This is a genomic window from Bradyrhizobium shewense (assembly GCF_900094605.1).
In the GTDB taxonomy this organism is placed as follows: Bacteria; Pseudomonadota; Alphaproteobacteria; order Rhizobiales; family Xanthobacteraceae; genus Bradyrhizobium; species Bradyrhizobium shewense.
In genome coordinates, this window is sequence record NZ_FMAI01000004.1 from 207586 (window position 1) to 226940 (window position 19355).

General features: G+C 61.3%; 8 protein-coding genes. 2 read left to right on the forward strand and 6 right to left on the reverse strand.

Annotation, left to right across the window (positions count from 1 at the left end; all coding sequences use genetic code 11):
• The first annotated feature begins 483 nt into the window (after positions 1-483).
• On the forward strand, positions 484-1155 hold the full coding sequence (locus GA0061098_RS10060) for a hypothetical protein (protein WP_091956182.1): 672 nt from the start codon (positions 484-486) through the stop codon (positions 1153-1155).
• A 177-nt stretch (positions 1156-1332) separates the two neighbouring features.
• Here the strand turns inward: GA0061098_RS10060 and GA0061098_RS10065 are convergent, their stop codons facing one another.
• Positions 1333-2769 (reverse strand): OpgC domain-containing protein, encoded by a 1437-nt coding sequence (locus tag GA0061098_RS10065; protein WP_091956183.1) that lies wholly within the window; start codon positions 2767-2769, stop codon positions 1333-1335.
• A 445-nt stretch (positions 2770-3214) separates the two neighbouring features.
• Between GA0061098_RS10065 and GA0061098_RS10070 the strand changes: the two genes are divergently transcribed.
• The gene (locus GA0061098_RS10070) at positions 3215-3877 is read left to right on the forward strand and encodes a response regulator transcription factor (protein ID WP_091956184.1); all 663 of its coding nucleotides are present in this window, start codon (positions 3215-3217) and stop codon (positions 3875-3877) included.
• Here the strand turns inward: GA0061098_RS10070 and GA0061098_RS10075 are convergent.
• From GA0061098_RS10075 to GA0061098_RS10095, 5 genes are all read right to left on the reverse strand, one after another.
• Positions 3872-5992 (reverse strand): MASE1 domain-containing protein, encoded by a 2121-nt coding sequence (locus GA0061098_RS10075; protein ID WP_165637270.1) that lies wholly within the window; start codon positions 5990-5992, stop codon positions 3872-3874. The genes GA0061098_RS10070 and GA0061098_RS10075 overlap by 6 nt on opposite strands.
• Positions 5993-6944: 952 nt before the next feature.
• Complete coding sequence (locus tag GA0061098_RS10080; RefSeq protein WP_129590826.1) at positions 6945-7163, reverse strand: hypothetical protein; 219 nt, start codon at positions 7161-7163, stop codon at positions 6945-6947.
• Between the two features lie 1008 nt (positions 7164-8171).
• The gene (locus tag GA0061098_RS10085) at positions 8172-8405 is read right to left on the reverse strand and encodes a hypothetical protein (RefSeq protein WP_091956186.1); all 234 of its coding nucleotides are present in this window, start codon (positions 8403-8405) and stop codon (positions 8172-8174) included.
• A 1111-nt stretch (positions 8406-9516) separates the two neighbouring features.
• A complete protein-coding gene (locus tag GA0061098_RS10090) occupies positions 9517-10083 on the reverse strand; it encodes a hypothetical protein (protein ID WP_091956187.1) in 567 nt (188 codons plus the stop codon).
• Positions 10084-10086: 3 nt separating this feature from the next.
• On the reverse strand, positions 10087-19355 hold a 9269-nt coding region (locus GA0061098_RS10095; protein ID WP_091956188.1), incomplete at its 5' end, for an Ig-like domain-containing protein.

The following is a 19355-nucleotide window of genomic DNA, read 5'->3' on the forward strand; positions in this document are numbered from 1 at the left end:
CGTCCAGCTCGGGACAGGGACCGAGGTCCTGAACCGCGCGTGGTATCAGCCATCATCCGCGGCAAACACGAACGCGCCAATTCCCTGCGAACAGGGAAAGTTTACAGGGAAAACGCCCACCGCAGGACCCGCCTTGGCAACGAGAGTTGGCGAGAAGTACCTTAAATTGCCAGAAATCCCGAGCGTCGCGGCCTCATCGGAGCAGGGAATTTTCGCTGGCGAATAGGGACTCGCGTGGCCATGAGCACGGAAATATATCCGGCGGACTTCAGTGGCGCGCCTCCCCTTGCGCCGCGCGAGCGGGATGACAATCAGGAGCTGCCTGAATGGGCGAATTGGCCGATCGGCCCAAGGTGAAGAACCGATCTCATTCATCTAATGATCGCAAGGAGGCATTTGCCTGAAAAATTTCGCGCCTTGGCGTGATCCCGGACCTGGCATAGCATTAGGGAGTTTCATGTCTCCGGGGAGGCGGCGTTTGTGATGCGCCTGCAAACGCTCTCGTTTCATGATTGGCTGGAGCACGCATTTGGACGCGAGGTTCGCTTTCAGCAAGCACCTTGGTACTTCGATCCCGAGCATGATTGGTGGGACCCGCCACCAGCAGAAGCCGTGTCTTATCTCACTCGGCTGTTTGAAGACCCGCAGACCGCGCTAGAGGGATTTGCCGACAGCCAAATCGCACAAGGCTTAACCTATCTTGTCAATACCAGCGCAAGCGGCGACAACAGATGGCTTTGTTCAACTGACGTGCCCATCAAAGATCGTGCCCGCTGCGTCACGTCCATCGCAGAACTCTTTGCCAAATTGTTCGAATCGCGGTGCACCTCCAGTTTGTCCCACCTGAGCGAAGCCGATGCCGGGACGCTAAACTGTGTCTGTTATATGTGGTGGGATGCATTTCCGTGCTTGGCTCTTGCCGACGATCCGCACCTGCCAACTCTCCACGATTGCGCGCTCCGCACGATGGAGCGCATCCTTCACCTCAACTCGATTGCCTGTCAGGAGAGCGCTCTGCACGGGCTCGGACACTGGCAACGCGGCTACAGTGACAAGGTGACCCCAATCATCGACCGCTTTTGCACGGTGCATGCTAAAGCTGACTTTCGGCTCTTGGCCTATGCTCAATCTGCCCGCTGCGGGTGCGTGCTGTGACCTTGGGGAAATGGCTCGATGCATGAGCAACACGGCGGAACGCAAGATGGCGACTGAACCGTACGATTCCCGTTGCTGAAACATTCCGCCTCACGCTGCGAAGAAACGCGATCCTTCACCTCCTGGTGATCTCTCAGAGCGGCTCGAGCTCTGCCGGAACTTTTCCGTGCCGATGTGTCAAAAGCCATATTCCGCCGATGCAATGGGCGCTGTTGCATTCCTGGCCGCCGTCGCTGCAGGCTTCGGCGACGCCGCGATGACATCCGCCTTCGGCCGTAATAATCCGTCTGCGAGGCCAAACACCTGGTACACCCGGTGGGATTGCTTATCCGCGAACCAGCAATTGATGACGGGATTCCGGCCGCCGGCCCATCCGAGCTCGCGCAGTCCCCGGCGAAACGCCTCCCAGGGGCGCCAGCCAACGGTGCCCCAGGCGTCCGGCTGGACGGGCACGCCCGCAGCCAGAGCAACAGACGGCTGCCGTCTGGGCGTGATCTTGACCAAATTCAGCAGCGTCGCTGCCACGATCATCATGAGGATCCCGCCAACGCTGAGCGTGATCTGCATCGCAAGCCCTTCCGATATGTCGAGCAGCGCCAGGAGGCTAGCGAGCGTCAGCAGGACGCCGAGGCAGAAGATTGGCAACGAGTGCTTGCCACAGAGGATGGCGCCGCGCATCACCGCACTCGTCAATGCTTGCCGATTGGGGGGTACGAACCATACCGCCACAACCGCTAGAGCCAAGAAATGCAATAGACGCAACGGAGCGAGATTGGATTTGTCTGGCGGGTAAGCCAATTTGGTCAGCCCCTGCGGGATCAACGCTTCCAACGGCTTGACCCTCCAGCTCAATGCGATGACGAGGCCGAAGATCAGATAGAGAGCGGCAGGCACGAGCACCGTGCGAGACGTTAGCCAGGGGCGCACTCTTTCGCCCTCGATTATCATCCACGCACCAAGAACCGCCAATAGCTGCCAGGCCAGTGGATTGAAAGCCCAATGGCCGCTCGGCCACGCCGGCATGGACCAGCCGAACATTTGCACCAGCGCATAAAGCGCCAGCGAGGCACCAAGCGTCACGTTCGGCATTCGGAGCAGCAACCACAGCAACGGCGCGAAAAAGAGGTGGAGAAGCACGAAGATCGGCAATACGTCGGTATTGACCGGACGGTATTGCAGGATCGCTGCGTGGGCGAGCGCCGAGCCCGGCTGGTCCAACAGAATCCGCGTATTGCTCTCATCAGCAAGACGGTCCCCGCCTGCGAGGTGAACCAAGATGGCGCAGGCGAGCGTCAGCAGCAGAAATGCGACATAGATGTCCCAACTTCGCCGCAGGGTCCGGCGGATCACGCTGGTCCACCCCTCGCAACTCCGCACTTTGCCGTAGGCCAGCGCGCAGGTCACTCCCGAGACGAACATGAACACTTCCGCGGCATCGCTGAAGCCGTAGTTCCGTAGCGTCAGCCAACTTCCAATGTTATTGGGAACATGATCAAGAAAGATGCACCAGAGCGCGATGCCGCGGCAGGCATCAATGCGAAGGTCGCGGCTGTTGACTTTGAGCTCCGGCAGAGCGCCCGCAAATAGCTTCGGGGATGCGGTCCGATCCTGCATTGGCTTGCCTCGTCCAGGGTACGCGCAGGCTTCGAGAGGAACGAGCGAGAGGAACTGAATGTAACAAAAAGCACGCTGCGGGGTTCTGACAGCACCGCAGTCCGGAATTGCTTCACACCCACCCGGCCACGACAGCAATTGCGACAATGATGATATCGCCGGGCTGCGCACAACCCTCTGGTGAGGTGGCTGACTGTCGTCATCATCGTGCAAGCGCCGCAGCCTGTAAATCGGCCGGAGGTCGGTACAGAGAGGTGCCTAGGTCCTATGACCAAGGTACCGTCCGTCCTGCGGGGCCCGCGAGCTGCGCGCTTCACGTAGTCAGCTCCCTTCTTACCTGAAGGCGAACCGCCGGCTTGAGACGAGATGGAAGATGGACGATTTCGAAGGTGGGTGTATGATTTTCTATTGATCTCCGGGCGGCCAGAAGACGGAGAGCTTTTTTATGAAGGTGCTTGTTGTTGACGATCACGCATTGATTCGGGCCGCGCTGCACGCTGTCCTCAAGCAACTAAAGCGAGAAGCCGTCATATTCGAAGCTTCGAGCGGCCGAGAGGCCATGCACATCGTCGAGGAGCATCCCGACATCAGCCTCATTTTGCTTGATATCAATTTGCCTGATCGCGACGGCTTCTCCGTCCTTTGCGAACTGCGCGATCGCTATGCGAGGACTGCTGTCGTCATTCTCTCGTCCTCCGATGATCAAGACACAGTCAGGCGCGCCTTCAAATTCGGCGCGCTGGGTTTCATTCCGAAAACCACGGAACGCGAGGTGATGCTCAAGGCTATTGAATTGGTGTTCTCCGGCGGAGTTTACATCCCGTTGGAGATACTGGAGAAGACAGCGGGCCCACGGCATGCAAACAAGCCAGTGGCGCCCGACTCGCTCAAGGGGCTCGGGTTGACCGATCGGCAGATTGAAGTGCTTGCGCTCCTGATGAAGGGGAAGAGCAACAAGGTCATTGCCACGATACTCAATATGGCAGTGCCTACGGTGAAGAATCACATCACGGTCGTTCTCAAGACGCTCGGCGTAGCGACGCGCACCGAGGCCATCATAAAGGTCGGAAAAATGGGCTGGGAGTGGCCGCCGAAATCTGGATCATGAAACTGCCCCAGCGTCTCTCCCACCATCGTGATCCCTAAACAGCTTGTGCATGACGGCGCGGAGCTGCATTGGGTCAACCGGCTTATGCAGCAAAACGTATCCTCTATCCTTGGCGTCCCGCAGTGGTTCAGCTGCTGTATCGCCGCTGATGAGAATGGCAGGAATTGACGAGCCAAACGCCGCATTGATTTGTTCAATTGCCCTGATTCCGGTCTTCCCGCGTGCGAGATGATAGTCCGAGATGATGAGGTCGGGGCGTTGTTCGCGCTCAGCAAGTCGAACCAGTGCGGCTTCGTCGGATCCGGCGGCAAGAACCGAACATCCCCATTTGCTGAGCAATCCGCCCGTTCCCTCCTGCACGATGGGAGTATCGGCAATAACAAGAATTGCCTTGCCGTCGACTGCAAAAGCACCGGGGTGTGGTAAGTCGGCGGGCGCTGCGGCTCTGACGCATTCGTCGACCTTCGGAACCAGGATCGTGAATCGCGAACCGCGACCCACAGTCGAAGCGAGCTCAATGGGATGGTTGAGAAGCAAGCGAAGCCTGTCGACAATGGCAAGGCCGAGTCCCAGGCCGCCGGACCGGTTCTGCTCCGGAGCAGGAACTTGAAAAAACTCGCCAAAAATATTCTGCTTTTGATCCTCGGGAATGCCGGGACCGGTATCGTATACTTCGATGCGCAGCATTTCACCGCGCCGACGGCATCCGACCAGGATCCCGCCGTGCAACGTATAGCGTACAGCATTGGACACCAGATTCAGGAGTATGCGTTCGAGCAGCATGGCGTCGCTCCGCACCCAGGCCTCACTTGGCCTGACGCGTAAGCGCAAGCCTTTTTCACGCGTCGCCTGATCAAACGCCGTCTCGCTTTTCTGCAACAGGCGCCCGATCGGGAATTCGGTAATGTAAGGGTTCAGCATCCCGGCATCGATTCTCGAAATGTCCAGCAGCGAATTGAACATTTCGTCCATTTCCTTGCGCGTTGCGTCGACCCGCTCGATCGTCCTCGCCCTCTCCCCCGGTTCGAGCGGCGTGCGCAGCTGGGCAACAAACAGCCCTAATGCATGTAACGGTTGCCGCAAATCATGGCTTGCCATGGCAAAAAAGCGTGATTTTGCGGCACTGGCGAGCTCCAGCTCTTGCGTTCGCTCTGCGACCTTCTGCTCGAGTTCGGCGCGCGCGCGGCGCAGACGCTCCTCCGCTTTCTTGCGTACCTCGACATCGGCGCTCAGCAACAAGCTTGGAACGGTAATGCTGATCAAGAACATCAACACCAGCAGGAACGATGCGTTAAGGTCCGTGGTTGTGAACGGGCCGCCGCCCGTGAGCGTGCCCCAGATCGTGATGCCCGCAAGCATCAGGGCGACCGTCGCGGTATCGCGAGGACCGCGGCGCAGCGCCGCCCACAACATTGGCAAGATCGCCAGAAAACCCAGTGGATCTCGGCCGGGCGTTTGCTCGATCAAAGGGCTGAAAGCAATGAGTCCAACAACCGCCGCTGTCGTGAGGACGCCGACCGTCTCCTGAAGCGCATGGCGTTCGAAGTCATGATAGCGGCTTGATGCCCAAAGCACGATAACGGGAGTAATGACCAGTGCGCCTGTCACATCTCCCAGCCACCAGGTGATCCACGCGTCGGCGAAACTCTTCTGTTCGATGTACCCGAAGATTGTCAGACTGGTCAGCCCAATGCTGGCGCTAATCGGCGTCGCGATGACGACGCAGATCACCGCAAACTTTGCGACAGAATCGGGGGTTGAAAACGTGTTACATCCGCTCGACCACCGATTAATGAGATAAGCGCCTACAACCGCTTCAAGAGCGTTACCGGCCGCAATCGCGATTGCGGTAGCAACCGAGCCCGCCGTCGTCGCATTTGCGATCAACGCTGCCGCAAAAATTGCTGGCCAGGTCTGATATCCCCCCAACAGCACCGCCGCCAGCGCGACACCTGTCGGCGGCCAAATTGGCGTTGAACTGGGATGAATGGACGCGAGAGCAAGCCCACCTTTGGCCAAGACGAGATAGATGGCGCCGATTGCGACCAGACTACCGACGTAGCTGACACCTCGGCTAGAATTTGTCGCGGGAGCTAATGATCGAGGATTGGACATCGTCCACGTCCTGGACTAGGCAAATGCTTCGTCTATCGAAACTGACTTTTGATCTCTGGATCTAAGATCGCTAGATGGATACGGGCAGATGCACTCAGGTCCAATTGATCACAGCAGTCTGCTGCGGACTAAGAGACGGCACGTGCGATCGAGCTGGCCGACTTGCTGTTCAATCCCCGCGGATTGCGTCAGAACCAGTGGGACGAACAGGGCACCGTTGCACCCCAAGGAATTCGCGCCATCTCGTGTTCACCCCGAACTTGGGGGAATGCATCGTACGACGAAGATAGGCGCTCCGAAAGCCGGATTTGGACCTGGACCATGTCGCTGTGTGCGACAAAGGCCTATCTCTCGTTGGAGTTTCGGGACTGAACCACTTGCACGATAGCTTGCTGCGGCGTGACGAGGAAGCGGAAGCTTCGCTCAGAAAATAGAAGCATCTCCATCACCGATGAGGCGACGAGTCCGTCGCGTCGGCCGTGGCGTTGCGATGGGCGGTGCAACTCTCCCTTGATCGAACAACCCTAAAGAAGCCTGTGATCGAGTGCCATCGTTCGACGATGCACGGCGGTCGTCATGTTTGAACGCTGCGTCCTTTGTTCGCTATCGCTGACAAAACGGCGCACTCACTTCACCGCATTCAAACATCTTTGAAAAAAGCAGCACTGGCGTGCTCACGCCGCCAGCCGGGCGGCAATTGATCACTAGCGTGGGCGCCCGCCTGATCCGAAGACGAATGCGCCGTACTACACGCCTTCGTCCGGATTGATCAAAGCGAATTGGCGGGCACACCGAACATTCGCCCGTATCCCGGCATGCCGGCGGCTGGGAGCCGCATCATCAACTGAGATTAGAGCCGTCGGGCGCCTGCTGAACGCCGCACACACCAGAGAAATACCGCACCATCGCGCTCCGTGGACCGCCTCGACCGCGCTCCACAATGTGGCAGGTGCTACAGTCCAAAGCCTCGGCCGATCTCCCGCATCAGCCTGAGCGCGGCGTCAGTATGGCGGCCATAGAACAGCGCGCGATCAAGCTGCGAGAAGATGCCCATTCCAAATAGCGCGATAGCAATGCCTCTAAGCATGGTTGCGGACCGGGTTTGAACGATGCTGCGAAAGTTCAAAACGGCCCCAGCTGCAGGATGGGGCAAAACAGCCAGGGCCGGCATTCCCATTCCAATGTGCCGCAATCGGCGGTAATCGGCACGCTCCCAGCTAGCCACAGGAAAGCTAATGAACCATTTCGCGTGTCCCGAATTCGGTGTGATGCGCGTTGCTGTTGCGCAAACCACAGCCCAACGCAAGACGAGCACCGCCCGTAATTATACGGATGCCGAACCAGAGCTGCGGTGGCGTCTCGTCCATCCTTCGGCTTCTTCAGGTTGATTTATGGCGATCCGATTTGGGACCGAGGACCCACGAGCCTCAAAGCCAGGATGGCGACCATTCTGCAAGACCAGGCGAGGTAGCGAAGTGTTGCGCCCGCGCCACATTTGGCTGTCAGACAAAATGAGAGTCGTAAAATATCCCGCGATGATTTCCGAAGCTTGTTCGCGCTCTATGCATGCGCAGACCGACCTGGCAAGCAGCACGATCGTGCACCTCGGCTGCTGAAGCTACTTACGTCCGCCCGAGACACTTCCGATGATCTCCTCGATCATTGGTCAGAGCGCATTGAGGCGCCTGGACCGGAAATTGTCGGCAGCGTGCTCAGTCCCTGCGCGCGTGGCGTGGCGGACGACAATGCAAATCACGACCATGCCAGCGCGTTTCTCCACGCCTTGCTCAAAGAGCTGGAACAGAGACAGCATTAGACTTCGTGGACTGGCCTACTCTCGCATGCGATTTCGCTGATGATGCTACGGCGCGCAGCCCGTGCCGCGTGATGCGCGGACTCTTTCGCTGTGCCAACGGCGGCAGCAGCAGTCCTCTTCCGCTCTGGGCCTGGCGCTGTCGTTTTCCGCTCTGCCTCAGCTCAGACGCGAGAACAGCACCGAAGATGGTGATCGCGCCGAGTCATCCGAAGCCGGTCGCGGGGGATATTGATGGAGGGCACGAAGTCGGGCGCCAGCGCCGGCGGCGCAGCAACCGCCGATTCGACGGAGCTATGCTCAAAAATCGTTATGTGCGCGGGGCGGATAAGGAAGACAAGCCGACGGCTTGGCCTCTTTTCCGTGTCAGCCGCGCTTCCGCTCGGGACGGATCAATTCCACGACCTCATGCTGGTCGCTGGGATCCGATTGCCCTTTTTGTTTCACGAGCTGCTCAAGCTCAAGAGCTTCTATGGCAAGTTCATCCGCCAAGCGCTTAAACAGCTCGCGCTTTTCTACGTCCGTTGCCCGCTGACTCATCAGGTCGAATTCTCTGGCGTCAGAGCGGAGCTTCTCTAATCGTCGCCTGAGGTCCTTCATGTTGTTTCGGCCCGGGGTTCTAGACTAGTGCTCGGCGCGAACAATAAGCCCGTTGTTCGGATCGCGCATGAGTCAACTACCGAAACGCGCTATTGGTTCTTCTTAATTGCCAATTAGTCGCTATTCACCGTGCGATATGTAGCCATCGCGCCGGTTGGACCAAGTCAGGGTCTTCGGCAGCAGATTCGGACGGTGCCGCCTGAGGAGCTGGACCGGCGTTTCGCGGACCGGCCCGGTCATCCCGTCCTAGCCGCCGCCGATCGATCCGGTGCCAGCGGTTGGCCACAGGCCGCAAGGCCCAGCCATCCGTGTCTGTTGGAACACGGCGCCGTCAACGTGCATGAATGTTCGAAACCGCACAGACCCGAGTTTTGCGCCGGACTAGGCTGTGACCGCTCCGAGCGCCGCCAACGCGCTCAGGGCCTGACGGCCTCGGCGTCTTGGTAGGGTGGATGTCGAGGCCGTTTTTATCGGGGCTGCGCTACGGCGGCTCCCTTTTTGCGACGCGGTATGGTGCCGGCTGCATCCTAGATATGAGGCAGGAGGTAAGTTCGGCAGATTTCAATCAAACGATGGTCGTTTATCGTGCGTACTGTCCTTCTTATTCTTGGGATATGGCTCCTGATCAACGTTCTGTTTGTTATGGTTGTCTTGCCCTCACGCAGGCCGATTCCCCCGCCGAAGCCGTCGGGGAGAACTGGTTCGCCGACACCCGATCAACAAGATCGCTCGTCGCCTGGAAGAGGATGAGCCACCATCGCTCCGGAGCTTTATTGTTTCGGTTGCGACAAGGGTTCTTTCCGTTCTCGTCCTTCCATTCGTTCAAGCGTGCGAGGCAGTCAGCGGACGCTTCGGAGGGGACCATGACATTCTCATCTTGGGTGCCGGCAAACGATCTTGGTGGCGCGGCCAAGACACTATTCTCCCTGGACGACGAAACGAGCGCCTCTGCTTCCACCAAGAACTACGCACCTGCGGATTTGCCGGTCAAAGATGTGGCGTACAGCAGTGACGCTGCCGGAATGGTCGGCTCCGCTGACCGCAGCGCGCTCGGTGCGCGCATCGAGAAGGTCGTCGGCTCTGCGAAGGACGGAAGCCGAATCGCTCTGAGTTATAAGCCAAGCGCGATCTCGGCCCATTTCAACATGCGGTCGCCATTGAGGAACGCCAGCACCGCCGGCTCCAGTGACGCGGGCGCGCCCGGTCCAACCAAAGCCGTCGCTGCCACCATGTCGCAGCGTTGATTGAAGGCGAGTGAGAGCGCGGCGTTGCGACTTCCTTCAAGACGATAGGCCCGACTGCGGCCGCGCATCGGACCGACGATGATCTCTCGGCCGGCACCGAGCGGCGTTGCCTTGCCAATCAGCGCCAGGTCGCCCATTTGCTCGAGATCGCCATCGTCAGCGACGCCGGTGGCGCAATTGCAGAAGCCGAGCTTGGCGCGAACGCAGAGCTGGACCTCGCCGCCGCAATCGTCGGCCTTGCAGCGGAACGCTTTTCCTTTGCCCCAGGGATCTGCGGCGAAAGGCCAGTCGGTTTCCGTCCACACCGGACGGACCTCGCCGGATGCCGCCGTTGCGCGCGCCGGTTCGCCGGATCGCAATATCCAGATCGCAGCGGCTGCGCACAGCAGCGCGGAGGCTGCGCTGATCGCAACGAATTTGGTTGTCAGCCGCATCCGTTAGATGTGGAGGAGAAAATCCTGACTGGTCAGTATATTCGCGGTTACATTGGTCAAGACAATTTCCATATCCGCCGACCCTTGATTCTGCGCTGTGGTCGAGTTGTTGACGTAGACAATCGTATTTGCGCCGCTCTGAATCCACCCGATACTGTGCGCGGCGACTTGGGCGCTCCCGCTTAGCAAGCCTTGGGCACTCGTCACCCCCGCGATCGCCGAGGTGTCGATGATGTCTGCACCATGAACGAAATCGCTGATCGTATCGTGATTTGCAATCGTCGAATCAGAAATCGCAGTGAAGACGAATTGGTCGCTTCCCGCTCCTCCTATTAACGTGTCGGCACCTCCTCGGCCCTGGATCACGTCATTTCCTGCTTGCCCATCCAGCGTGTTGCTGCCGGCATCGCCAAAAATGAAGTCAGCAAAGGATGACCCACGGACGGCATTCACGCCGGTGAAGGTATCTGTCCCGGTGCCGGCGAGGTCACCGGAGGCCGTCCCATGGGAGTTGCCGGCGGCTAGATCGACAGTCACCCCATCCAGCGCATTGTAGAATGCAATGCGCGTGTTGCCGTTGCCGGTAATGGCGTCATTGCCGTCCATTCCCTCGAACTCGTTGAGGGTGCCGAAGTCGCCGGCATTTGCACCTGAGGTGCCAAAGTTGGTTGCGACATATGTATCGTCGAAATTGGTCCCGCGGATCGCTTCAATAGATCGGAGGGTATCCGTTCCGATGGAAGCGTCGCCGGCCACCACGCCTGACGCCATATCGACTTGAATACCTGAAACCGAACCGTCATTGTTGTAGAACGCCCTGTCGAAGCCAGTTTTGCCGTCGATGAAGTCATTGCCGCCGCGACCGGCAAAATCTTCCGCTGTACCATTGGGATTGTTGGAGCCGGTGATGGTATCGGCGAATGAGGACCCTGACACCGAACTAACGCCCGAGAAGCTGTCGGTGCCTACCGACGCATCGCCGGTTACGGTACCCGACGCGCCGCTGGTGGTGCTGGTCCAGCTATTGAGGCCAAACGTGATCGTCACGGGACCGGTTGCATTGGTGTAGATCAAACGCGTGTTGCCGTTGCCGGTAATGGCATCGTCACCACCAAGTCCCTCGAACTGGTTGAAGCTGCCGTTGTTGCCGACGTTAAGAGCGCCTGCGAGGCCGTATCCCGTTGCCACATAGGTGTCGGCAAGGACGGTTCCCTGGATGGCTTCGATCGAACGCAGCGTGTCCGTACCGATCGAGGAGTCGCCCGTGGCCGTGCCGGACGCCATGTCAATGGTGACACTGCCGGTCGAAAGATAGATGTTGTTGTAGCTGGCGGTATCGAAGCCGCCGCGACCGTCAATCGTGTCGTTGCCGCCAAGCCCGGTAAATATCTCGTTGATGCCGCTTCCCGACAAGGAATCGGCGAACATCGTGCCCATGACGGCATTGACGCCCGTGAACGTATCGCTTCCGACCGAGACGTCCCCGGTAGCCGTGCCGGCTGCTATATCCACCACGACGCCTGCAGTCGCATTGTTGAATCCGAGGCGCGTGTTGCCGTTGCCGTTGATGATGTCGTTGCCGCCTTCGCCGGTGAACTCATTGAAGGTCCCGAGGGAGCCGGAGTTCGTGCTGGTGCTGCCAAATCCAACGGCGTTGTAGGTATCGGCAAAATTGGTGCCACGCGCCGCTTCGATCGACACAAGTGTATCAGAACCAACCGTGGCATCCCCCGTCAGGGTGCCTGCCGCGAGACTAACCGTGATACCTGACGTGGTGGTCGGATCGTTATTATAGTCGACGCGGTCGAAGCCGCCGCGGCCGTCGATCACGTCGTTGCCAGCGAACCCCGCAAATACCTCGATCGTACCGAATCCATTGTTGCTTCCGAAAAGAGTATCGGCGAACGAAGAGCCCCAGACGGCAAGAATTCCAGAGCCAACAAACGTGTCGTGACCAACGGATCCATCTCCATCCGCCGTTCCGGCTGCGATGTCGACAGTCACACCGGCAGTGGCGCCCACATAGGAAGCCCGCGTCAGAGCCGCGCCTAAAGGATTCACGTCACTCAGAATGGTGTCGTTGCCACCGCGGCCCTCGAACTCGTTGAACCCGATCGGCGTACCGGGCGTACCGGTGACCCCGGCGAAACCGGTCGCATTGAAGGTGTCCGCAAAATCACTGCCAACCACGGCTTCGATCGCAACGAGCGTATCGGTACCCACTCCCGGTCCGGATACCGTTCCCGCCGCAAGGTTCACGGAGATCCCGCCCGTGGCATCGGTGTAGACAGCGCGGTCAAAATCGGCCCCGCCATCGAGCAGATCGTTGCCGCCGAATCCCTGAAGCCGATCATTTCCGGCGAGGCCGGAAATTGCATCCGCTTGACTCGTTCCGAGCAGCACATCCGAGCCCGAGGTGCCGTTGGTGGCGTTGGGAAAGATGAAGTCGCTCTGCTGGAGGCTTGTTACACCTATCAGCGTCAGAGTATTCCCGCTTCCGACATCGATGATGGTGTTGCCGCCGCTCACCGTTGCCTTCGATTGAACATCTGCGAGCGTGAAGAAGCCTGACAACCCTGTCAGATCGATCGTGTCGCCTTGGGTACGGTTAAAGTCCGTGATGGTGTCTGCTCCGTCACCATCGGCGTAGACAAAGGTGTCGGCGCCGTTCCCGCCGGTCAAGGTATCGGCGCCACCGCGGCCGTCGATCCGATCATTGCCGTCCCTGCCGTCGAGGGCATTGGCATTGGCGTCGCCGAGAATGACGTCAGCGAAAGCTGAACCGCGGGCGGCATTCACGCCGGTGAACGTGTCTGTCCCGACACCTGCGAGGTCACCGGAGGCAGTCCCGTGGGAGTTGCCGGCGGCGAGGTCGACGGTCACCCCATCGAGAGCATTGTAGTATGCGATGCGGGTATTGCCGTTGCCGGTGATCGTGTCATTGCCGGCCATTCCCTCAAACTCGTTGAGGGTACCGAAATCGCCGACATTTGCGCCGGAGACGCCGAAATTGGTCGCGACATAAGTGTCGGCGAAGCCGGTTCCGCGGATCGCTTCGATGGATCGGAGGGTGTCCGTTCCGATAGCAGCGTCGCCGGTCACGACGCCCGAAGCCATATCGATTTGAATACCCGACGCCGAACCATCGTTGTTGTAGAAAGCCCTGTCGAAACCAGTTTTACCGTCGATGAAGTCATTGCCGCCGCGACCGGCAAATTCCTCCGAGGTGTTGTTTGGATTGTTCGAGCCGGTGATGGTGTCGGCAAATGACGACCCCGACACCGAGCCGACACCGGAGAAGGTGTCGGTGCCTACGGACCCATCACCGGTTACGGTACCCGACGCGCCGCTGGTGGTGCTGGTCCAGCCGTTGAGAGCGAAAGTGATCGTCACGGGGCCGGTTGCATTGGTGTAGATCAGACGAGTGTTGCCGTTGCCGGTGATGATGTCGTTACCGCCCATTCCCTCGAATTGATTGAAGGTGCCATTGTTGCCGACATTGGTATAAGGAAGGCCGGTCGCGGGATCGATAGCGCCGGTGACGCCGAAGTTAGTCGCGTCATAAGTGTCGGTAAAATTAGTGCCCTGAATGCCTTCGATTGAACGCAAGGTGTCGGTGCCGCTCGAGGCATCTCCGGTCACCGTTCCAGCGGCAAGGTGAACGCTGATCCACCCCGTCGTGAAGGTCAGGTTGGCATATTGCGCCGTGTCGAAGCCGCCTTTTCCGTCGATGAAATCATCGCCGGCAAGGCCCATGAAGTTCTCATTGGCGCCGCTTCCAGAAAAGGTGTCGGCAAACATCGAGCCCATGACGGCGTTGACGCCGGTGAATGTATCGGTACCCACGGAGGCATCGCCGGTTGCAGTGCCCGCGAGGAAATCGACAGTCACGCCGGCGGTTGATTGCGTATACTGGAGTCGGGTGTTGCCGTTGCCGATGATGCCATCGTTGCCGCCCATGCCTTCGAAATTGTTGAAGGTGCCGCTCGATCCGGCATTGGTGCTGGTGGCGCTGAAACCAGTGGCATCGTAAGTATCGGTGAAGTTGGTGCCGCGGACGGCTTCCACTGAACGCAGCGTATCGGTCCCGATTGTCGCGTCGCCAGTGACGGTACCGGCCGCAAGATTGACGGTTATGCCCGTGGTGGTGGTGGCGTCGTTGTTGTAGACGGCAAAATCGTAGCCGCCGCGGCCATCGATCAGATCGTTGCCGGCACGAGCGTCATATTGCTCGAACGTGCCGTTCGGATTGTCGCTGCCCCGCAGCGTGTCTCCAAATGCTGACCCAATGACCGCATTGGCATTGGTGAAGGTGTCGTTGCCGACTGATGCATCGCCGTTCGCCGTTCCCGCGGCGAAATCAACGACCACTGCCGCTGTCGCACTGACATAGGAAATGCGGGTCAGAATCTCGCCGGAAGGATTGACCGTGCCGGCGATGATGTCATCTCCCCCCATGCCTTCGAAGCCGTTGAAGCCAATTGGCGTGCCAGGCACCCCGGAATTGCCGCTGAAACCGACCGCCGAGTAGTGATCGGCAAAGTTGCTGCCCTGGATGGCTTCGATACCGACCAGAGTGTCGGTGCCGACACCCGGCCCCGTCACGGTTCCTGCCGTCAGATCGGCGGTGATGCCCCCGGTCGCGTCGACATAGACCGCTCGATCAACGCCCGACAAACCATTGAATGTGTCATTACCGCCGAAGCCTTGGAATGCATCGTTCCCGGCGGTCCCTGTCAGGGTGTTGTCGCCAGCATCGCCGAGAATGGCGCCGGGCACGCCGACAGAATAGACCACTGCGCCGCTTATTGCGGTGTTGCCGGCCGCATCGCTCACCCGTGCGGTCAGCGAGTTCGGGCCATTGTTGAGCGTGACCGTGGCGCTCCAGGTCCCGTTGGCCTGCACGATCGCGGTACCGATCGTCGTGCTGCCGTCCAGGATGGTGACGCTGGCGCCGGCATCGGCGACGCCCACCGTGCCGGTGATGATCTGGCTCGCCTGGTTGACGGGTCCGCCGGTGCTGGTGATGGCGACCGCGGGTGCCGTCGTGTCGAGCGTGAAGCTCAGGGCTGCGCTCGTCGAACTGTTGCCGGCGACATCGCTGAACTGCGCCGTGATCTGTTTGGTGCCATCGGCTCCGAGATCGCCGGCAGTCACCGTCAGATTAACGTTGCCTGCCGTCAGGTCGGCGGCCGTGATCACATGCGTGACCGGATGCGCCAGCGGCGCGCCGCCCAGCAACAGCCGCACCGTATCGCCAATGGCATCGGTCGGGTTCAGCGCCACCGTGAAGCTCGGCGAGGTCGCCGAGGTGATGTTGTCCGTGCTCGAGGAACCAGTATCCGAACCCGCCGTCAGATCTGGCGTGCCACCGGTCGGTGCCGTGGTGTCGAGGGTGAAGCTCAGCGAGGCCGAGCCGGTGTTGCCAAAAGTGTCGGTCTGGCTCGCGACGATGGTGTGCAATCCGTCGGCCAGCCCGCTCGGCGTAAACGACCAGCCCCCTTGCGCATCGGTGGTCGCCGTAGCGGTGCTGAGAACACCATCGATCGTCAGATGCACCACGGTGTTGGCGAGGCCGCTGCCGCTCAGCGCCGGGTTGGCGGTGACGTGATCGGTGGCGGAGGTGCCGGTGTCGGCGACCAGGGTCTCGGTCACGGTCGGGCCGGTGGTGCTGAGCGTATAGACCACCGCGCCGCTGGTCGCGGTATTTCCGGCCGCATCGCTGACCCGTGCGGTCAGGGAGTTGCCGCCCTGGTTCAGCGTGACCGTGGTGCTCCAGCTGCCGTTGGCCTGCACGACCGCGGTACCGATCGTCGTGGTGCCATCCAGGATGGTGACGCTGGCGCCGGCATCGGCGACGCCCACCGTGCCGGTGATGGTCTGGCTCGCCTGGTTGACGGGTCCGCCCGCGCTGGTGATGGCGACCGTCGGTGCCGTCGTGTCGAGCGTGAAGCTCAGCGCTGCGCTCGTCGAGCTATTGCCGGCGACATCGCTGAACCGCGCCGTCACCTGCTTGGCGCCATTGGCGCCGAGATCGCCGGCAGTCACCGTCAAGCTGACACTTCCGGCCGATATGTCGGCTGCCGTGATCACATACGTGACCGGATGCGCCAGCGGCGAGCCACCCAGCAACAGCTGCACCGTATCGCCGATGGCAGCCGCCGGGTTCAGCGCCACCGTGAAGCTTGGCGACGTCGCCGAAGTGAGGTTGTCGGTAGCCGAGGTACCGCTGTCCGAGCCCGCTGTCAGGTCCGGTGTACCGCCGGTCGGCGCCGTTGTGTCGAAGGTGAAGCTCAGCGACGCCGAGCCGATGTTGCCAAAGGTATCGGTCTGGCTTGCGACAATGGTGTGTAATCCGTCGGCCAGCCCGCTCGGCGTAAATGACCACGTCCCTTGCGCATCCGTGGTCGCCGTAGCGGTGCTGAGAACACCATCGATCGTCAGATGCACCACGGTGTTGGCGAGGCCGGTGCCGCTCAGCGCCGGATTGGTGGTGAGGTGATCGGTGGCGGAGGTGCCGGTGTCGGAGACCAGGGCCTCGGTCACGGTCGGGCCGGTGGTGCTGAGCGTGTAGACGACTGCGCCGCTGGTCGCGGTATTGCCGGCCGCATCGCTCACCCGAGCGGTCAGCGAGTTCAGGCCGTTGTTGAGTGCGATCGTGGTGCTCCAGGTCCCGTTCCCTTGCACGATGGCGGTGCCGATTGCGGTGCTGCCGTCCAGGATGGTGACGGTGGCGCCGGCATCGGCGACGCCCACCGTGCCGGTGATGGTCTGGCTGGCCTGGTTGACCGGCCCGCCCGCGCTGGTGATCGCGACGGTCGGCGCCGTCGTGTCGAGCGTGAAGTTTAGCGAGGCCGAGCCGGTGTTGCCAAAAGTGTCGATTTGGCTCGCGACGATGGTGTGCGGTCCGTCCGCGAGCCCGCTCGGCGTAAACGACCACGCCCCTTGCGCATCGGTGGTGGTCGTCGCCGCGATCGGGCTGCCGTCGACGGTGAAGTGCACCACGGTGTTGGCGAGGCCGCTGCCGCTCAACGCCGGGTTGGCGGTGACGTGGTCGGTGGCCGAAGCGCCGGTGTCGGCGACCAGGGCCTCGGTCACGGTCGGGCCGGTGGTGCTGAGCGTGTAGACCACCGCGCCGCTGGTCGCGATGTTGCCGGCCGCATCGCTCACCCGGGCGGTCAGGGAGTTGCCACCCTGGTTCAGCGTGACCGTTGTGCTCCAGCTGCCGTTGCCCTGCACGATGGCGGTGCCGATCGCGGTGCTGCCGTCCAGGATGGTGACGGTGGCGCCGGCATCGGCGACGCCGACCGTGCCGGTGATGGTCTGGCTGGCCTGGTTGACGGGTCCGCCCGCGCTGGTGATGGCGACCGCGGGTGCCGTGGTGTCGAGGGTGAAGCTCAGCGATGCGCTGCCGGTGTTGCCAAAAGTGTCGGTCTGGCTTGCGACAATGGTGTGTAATCCGTCGGCCAGCCCGCTCGGCGTAAACGACCAGGCGCCTTGCGCATCCGTGGTCGCCGTAGCGGTGCTGAGAACACCATCGATCGTCAGATGCACCACGGTGTTGGCGAGGCCGCTGCCGCTCAGCGCCGGGTTGGCGGTGACGTGGTCGGTGGCCGACGTGCCGGTGTCGGCGACCAGGGTCTCGGTCACCGTCGGACCGGTGGTGCTGAGCGTGTAGACCACGGCGCCGCTGGTCGCGGTGTTGCCGGCCGCATCGCTCACCCGTGCGGTCAGGGAGTTACCGCCCTGGTTCAGCGTGACCGTGGTGCTCCAGCTGCCGTTGCCCTGCATGATGGCGGTGCCGATCGTCGTGCTGCCGTCCAGGATGGTGACGGTGGCGCCGGCATCGGCGACGCCCACCGTGCCGGTGATGGTCTGGCTGGCCTGGTTGACCGGTCCGCCCGCGCTGGTGATCGCGACCGCGGGTGCCGTCGTGTCGAACGTGAAGCTCAGCGAGGCCGAGCCGGTGTTGCCAAAAGTGTCGGTTTGGCTCGCGACGATGGTGTGTGATCCGTCGGCCAGCCCGGTCGGCGTAAACGACCAGCCCCCTTGCGCATCGGTGGTCACGGTCGCCGCGATCGGGCTGCCGTCGATGGTGAAGTGCACCACGGTGTTGGCGAGGCCGGTGCCGCTCAGCGCTGGGTTGGCGGTGACGTGATCGGTGGCCGACGTGCCGGTGTCGGCGACCAGGGTCTCGGTCACGGTCGGACCGGTGGTGCTGAGCGTGTAGACCACGGCGCCGCTGGTCGCGGTATTGCCGGCCGCATCGCTCACCCGAGCGGTCAGCGAGTTCAGGCCGTTGTTGAGCGTGACCGTGGCGCTCCAGGTCCCGTTGCCCTGCACGATGGCGGTGCCGATTGCGGTGTTGCCGTCCAGGATGGTGACGGTGGCGCCGGCATCGGCGACGCCCACCGTGCCGGTGATGGTCTGGCTCGCCTGGTTGACGGGTCCGCCCGCGCTGGTGATCGCGACCGCGGGTGCCGTGGTGTCGAGCGTGAAGTTTAGCGAGGCCGAGCCGGTGTTGCCAAAAGTGTCGGTCTGGCTCGCCACGATGGTGTGTAATCCGTCAGTCAGCCCGCTCGGCGTAAACGACCACGTCCCTTGCGCATCGGTGGTCACGGTCGCCGCGATTGGGCTGCCGTCGATGGTGAAGTGCACCACGGTGTTGGCGAGGCCGGTGCCATTTACTGTCGGGTTGGCGGTGACGTGGTCGGTGGCCGAAGCGCCGGTGTCGGCAACCAGGGCCTCGGTCACCGTCGGACCTGTCGTGCTGAGCGTGTAGACCACCGCGCCGCTGGTCGCGACGTTGCCGGCCGCGTCGCTGACCCGTGCCGTCAGGGAGTTCGGGCCGTTGCTGAGCGTGAGCGTGGTACTCCAGCTGCCGTTGCCCTGCACGATGGCGGTGCCGATTGCGGTGGCATTATCCAGAATGGTGACGGTGGCGCCGGCATCGGCGACGCCCACCGCGCCGGTGATGGTCTGGCTGGCCTGGTTGGTCGAACCGCCGGTGCTGGTGATCGCGACCGCGGGTGCCGTCGTGTCGAGGGTGAAGCTCAGCGAGGCCGAGCCGGTGTTGCCGAAGATGTCAGTCTGGCTTGCGACGATGGTGTGTAATCCGTCGGCCAGCCCGCCCGGCGTAAACGACCAGGCGCCTTGTGCATCGGCGGTGGTCGTCGTCGCGATCGGGCTGCCGTCGATGGTGAAGTGCACCACGGTGTTGGCAAGGCCGGTGCCGCTCAGCGCCGGGTTGGTGGTGAGGTGGTCGGTGGCCG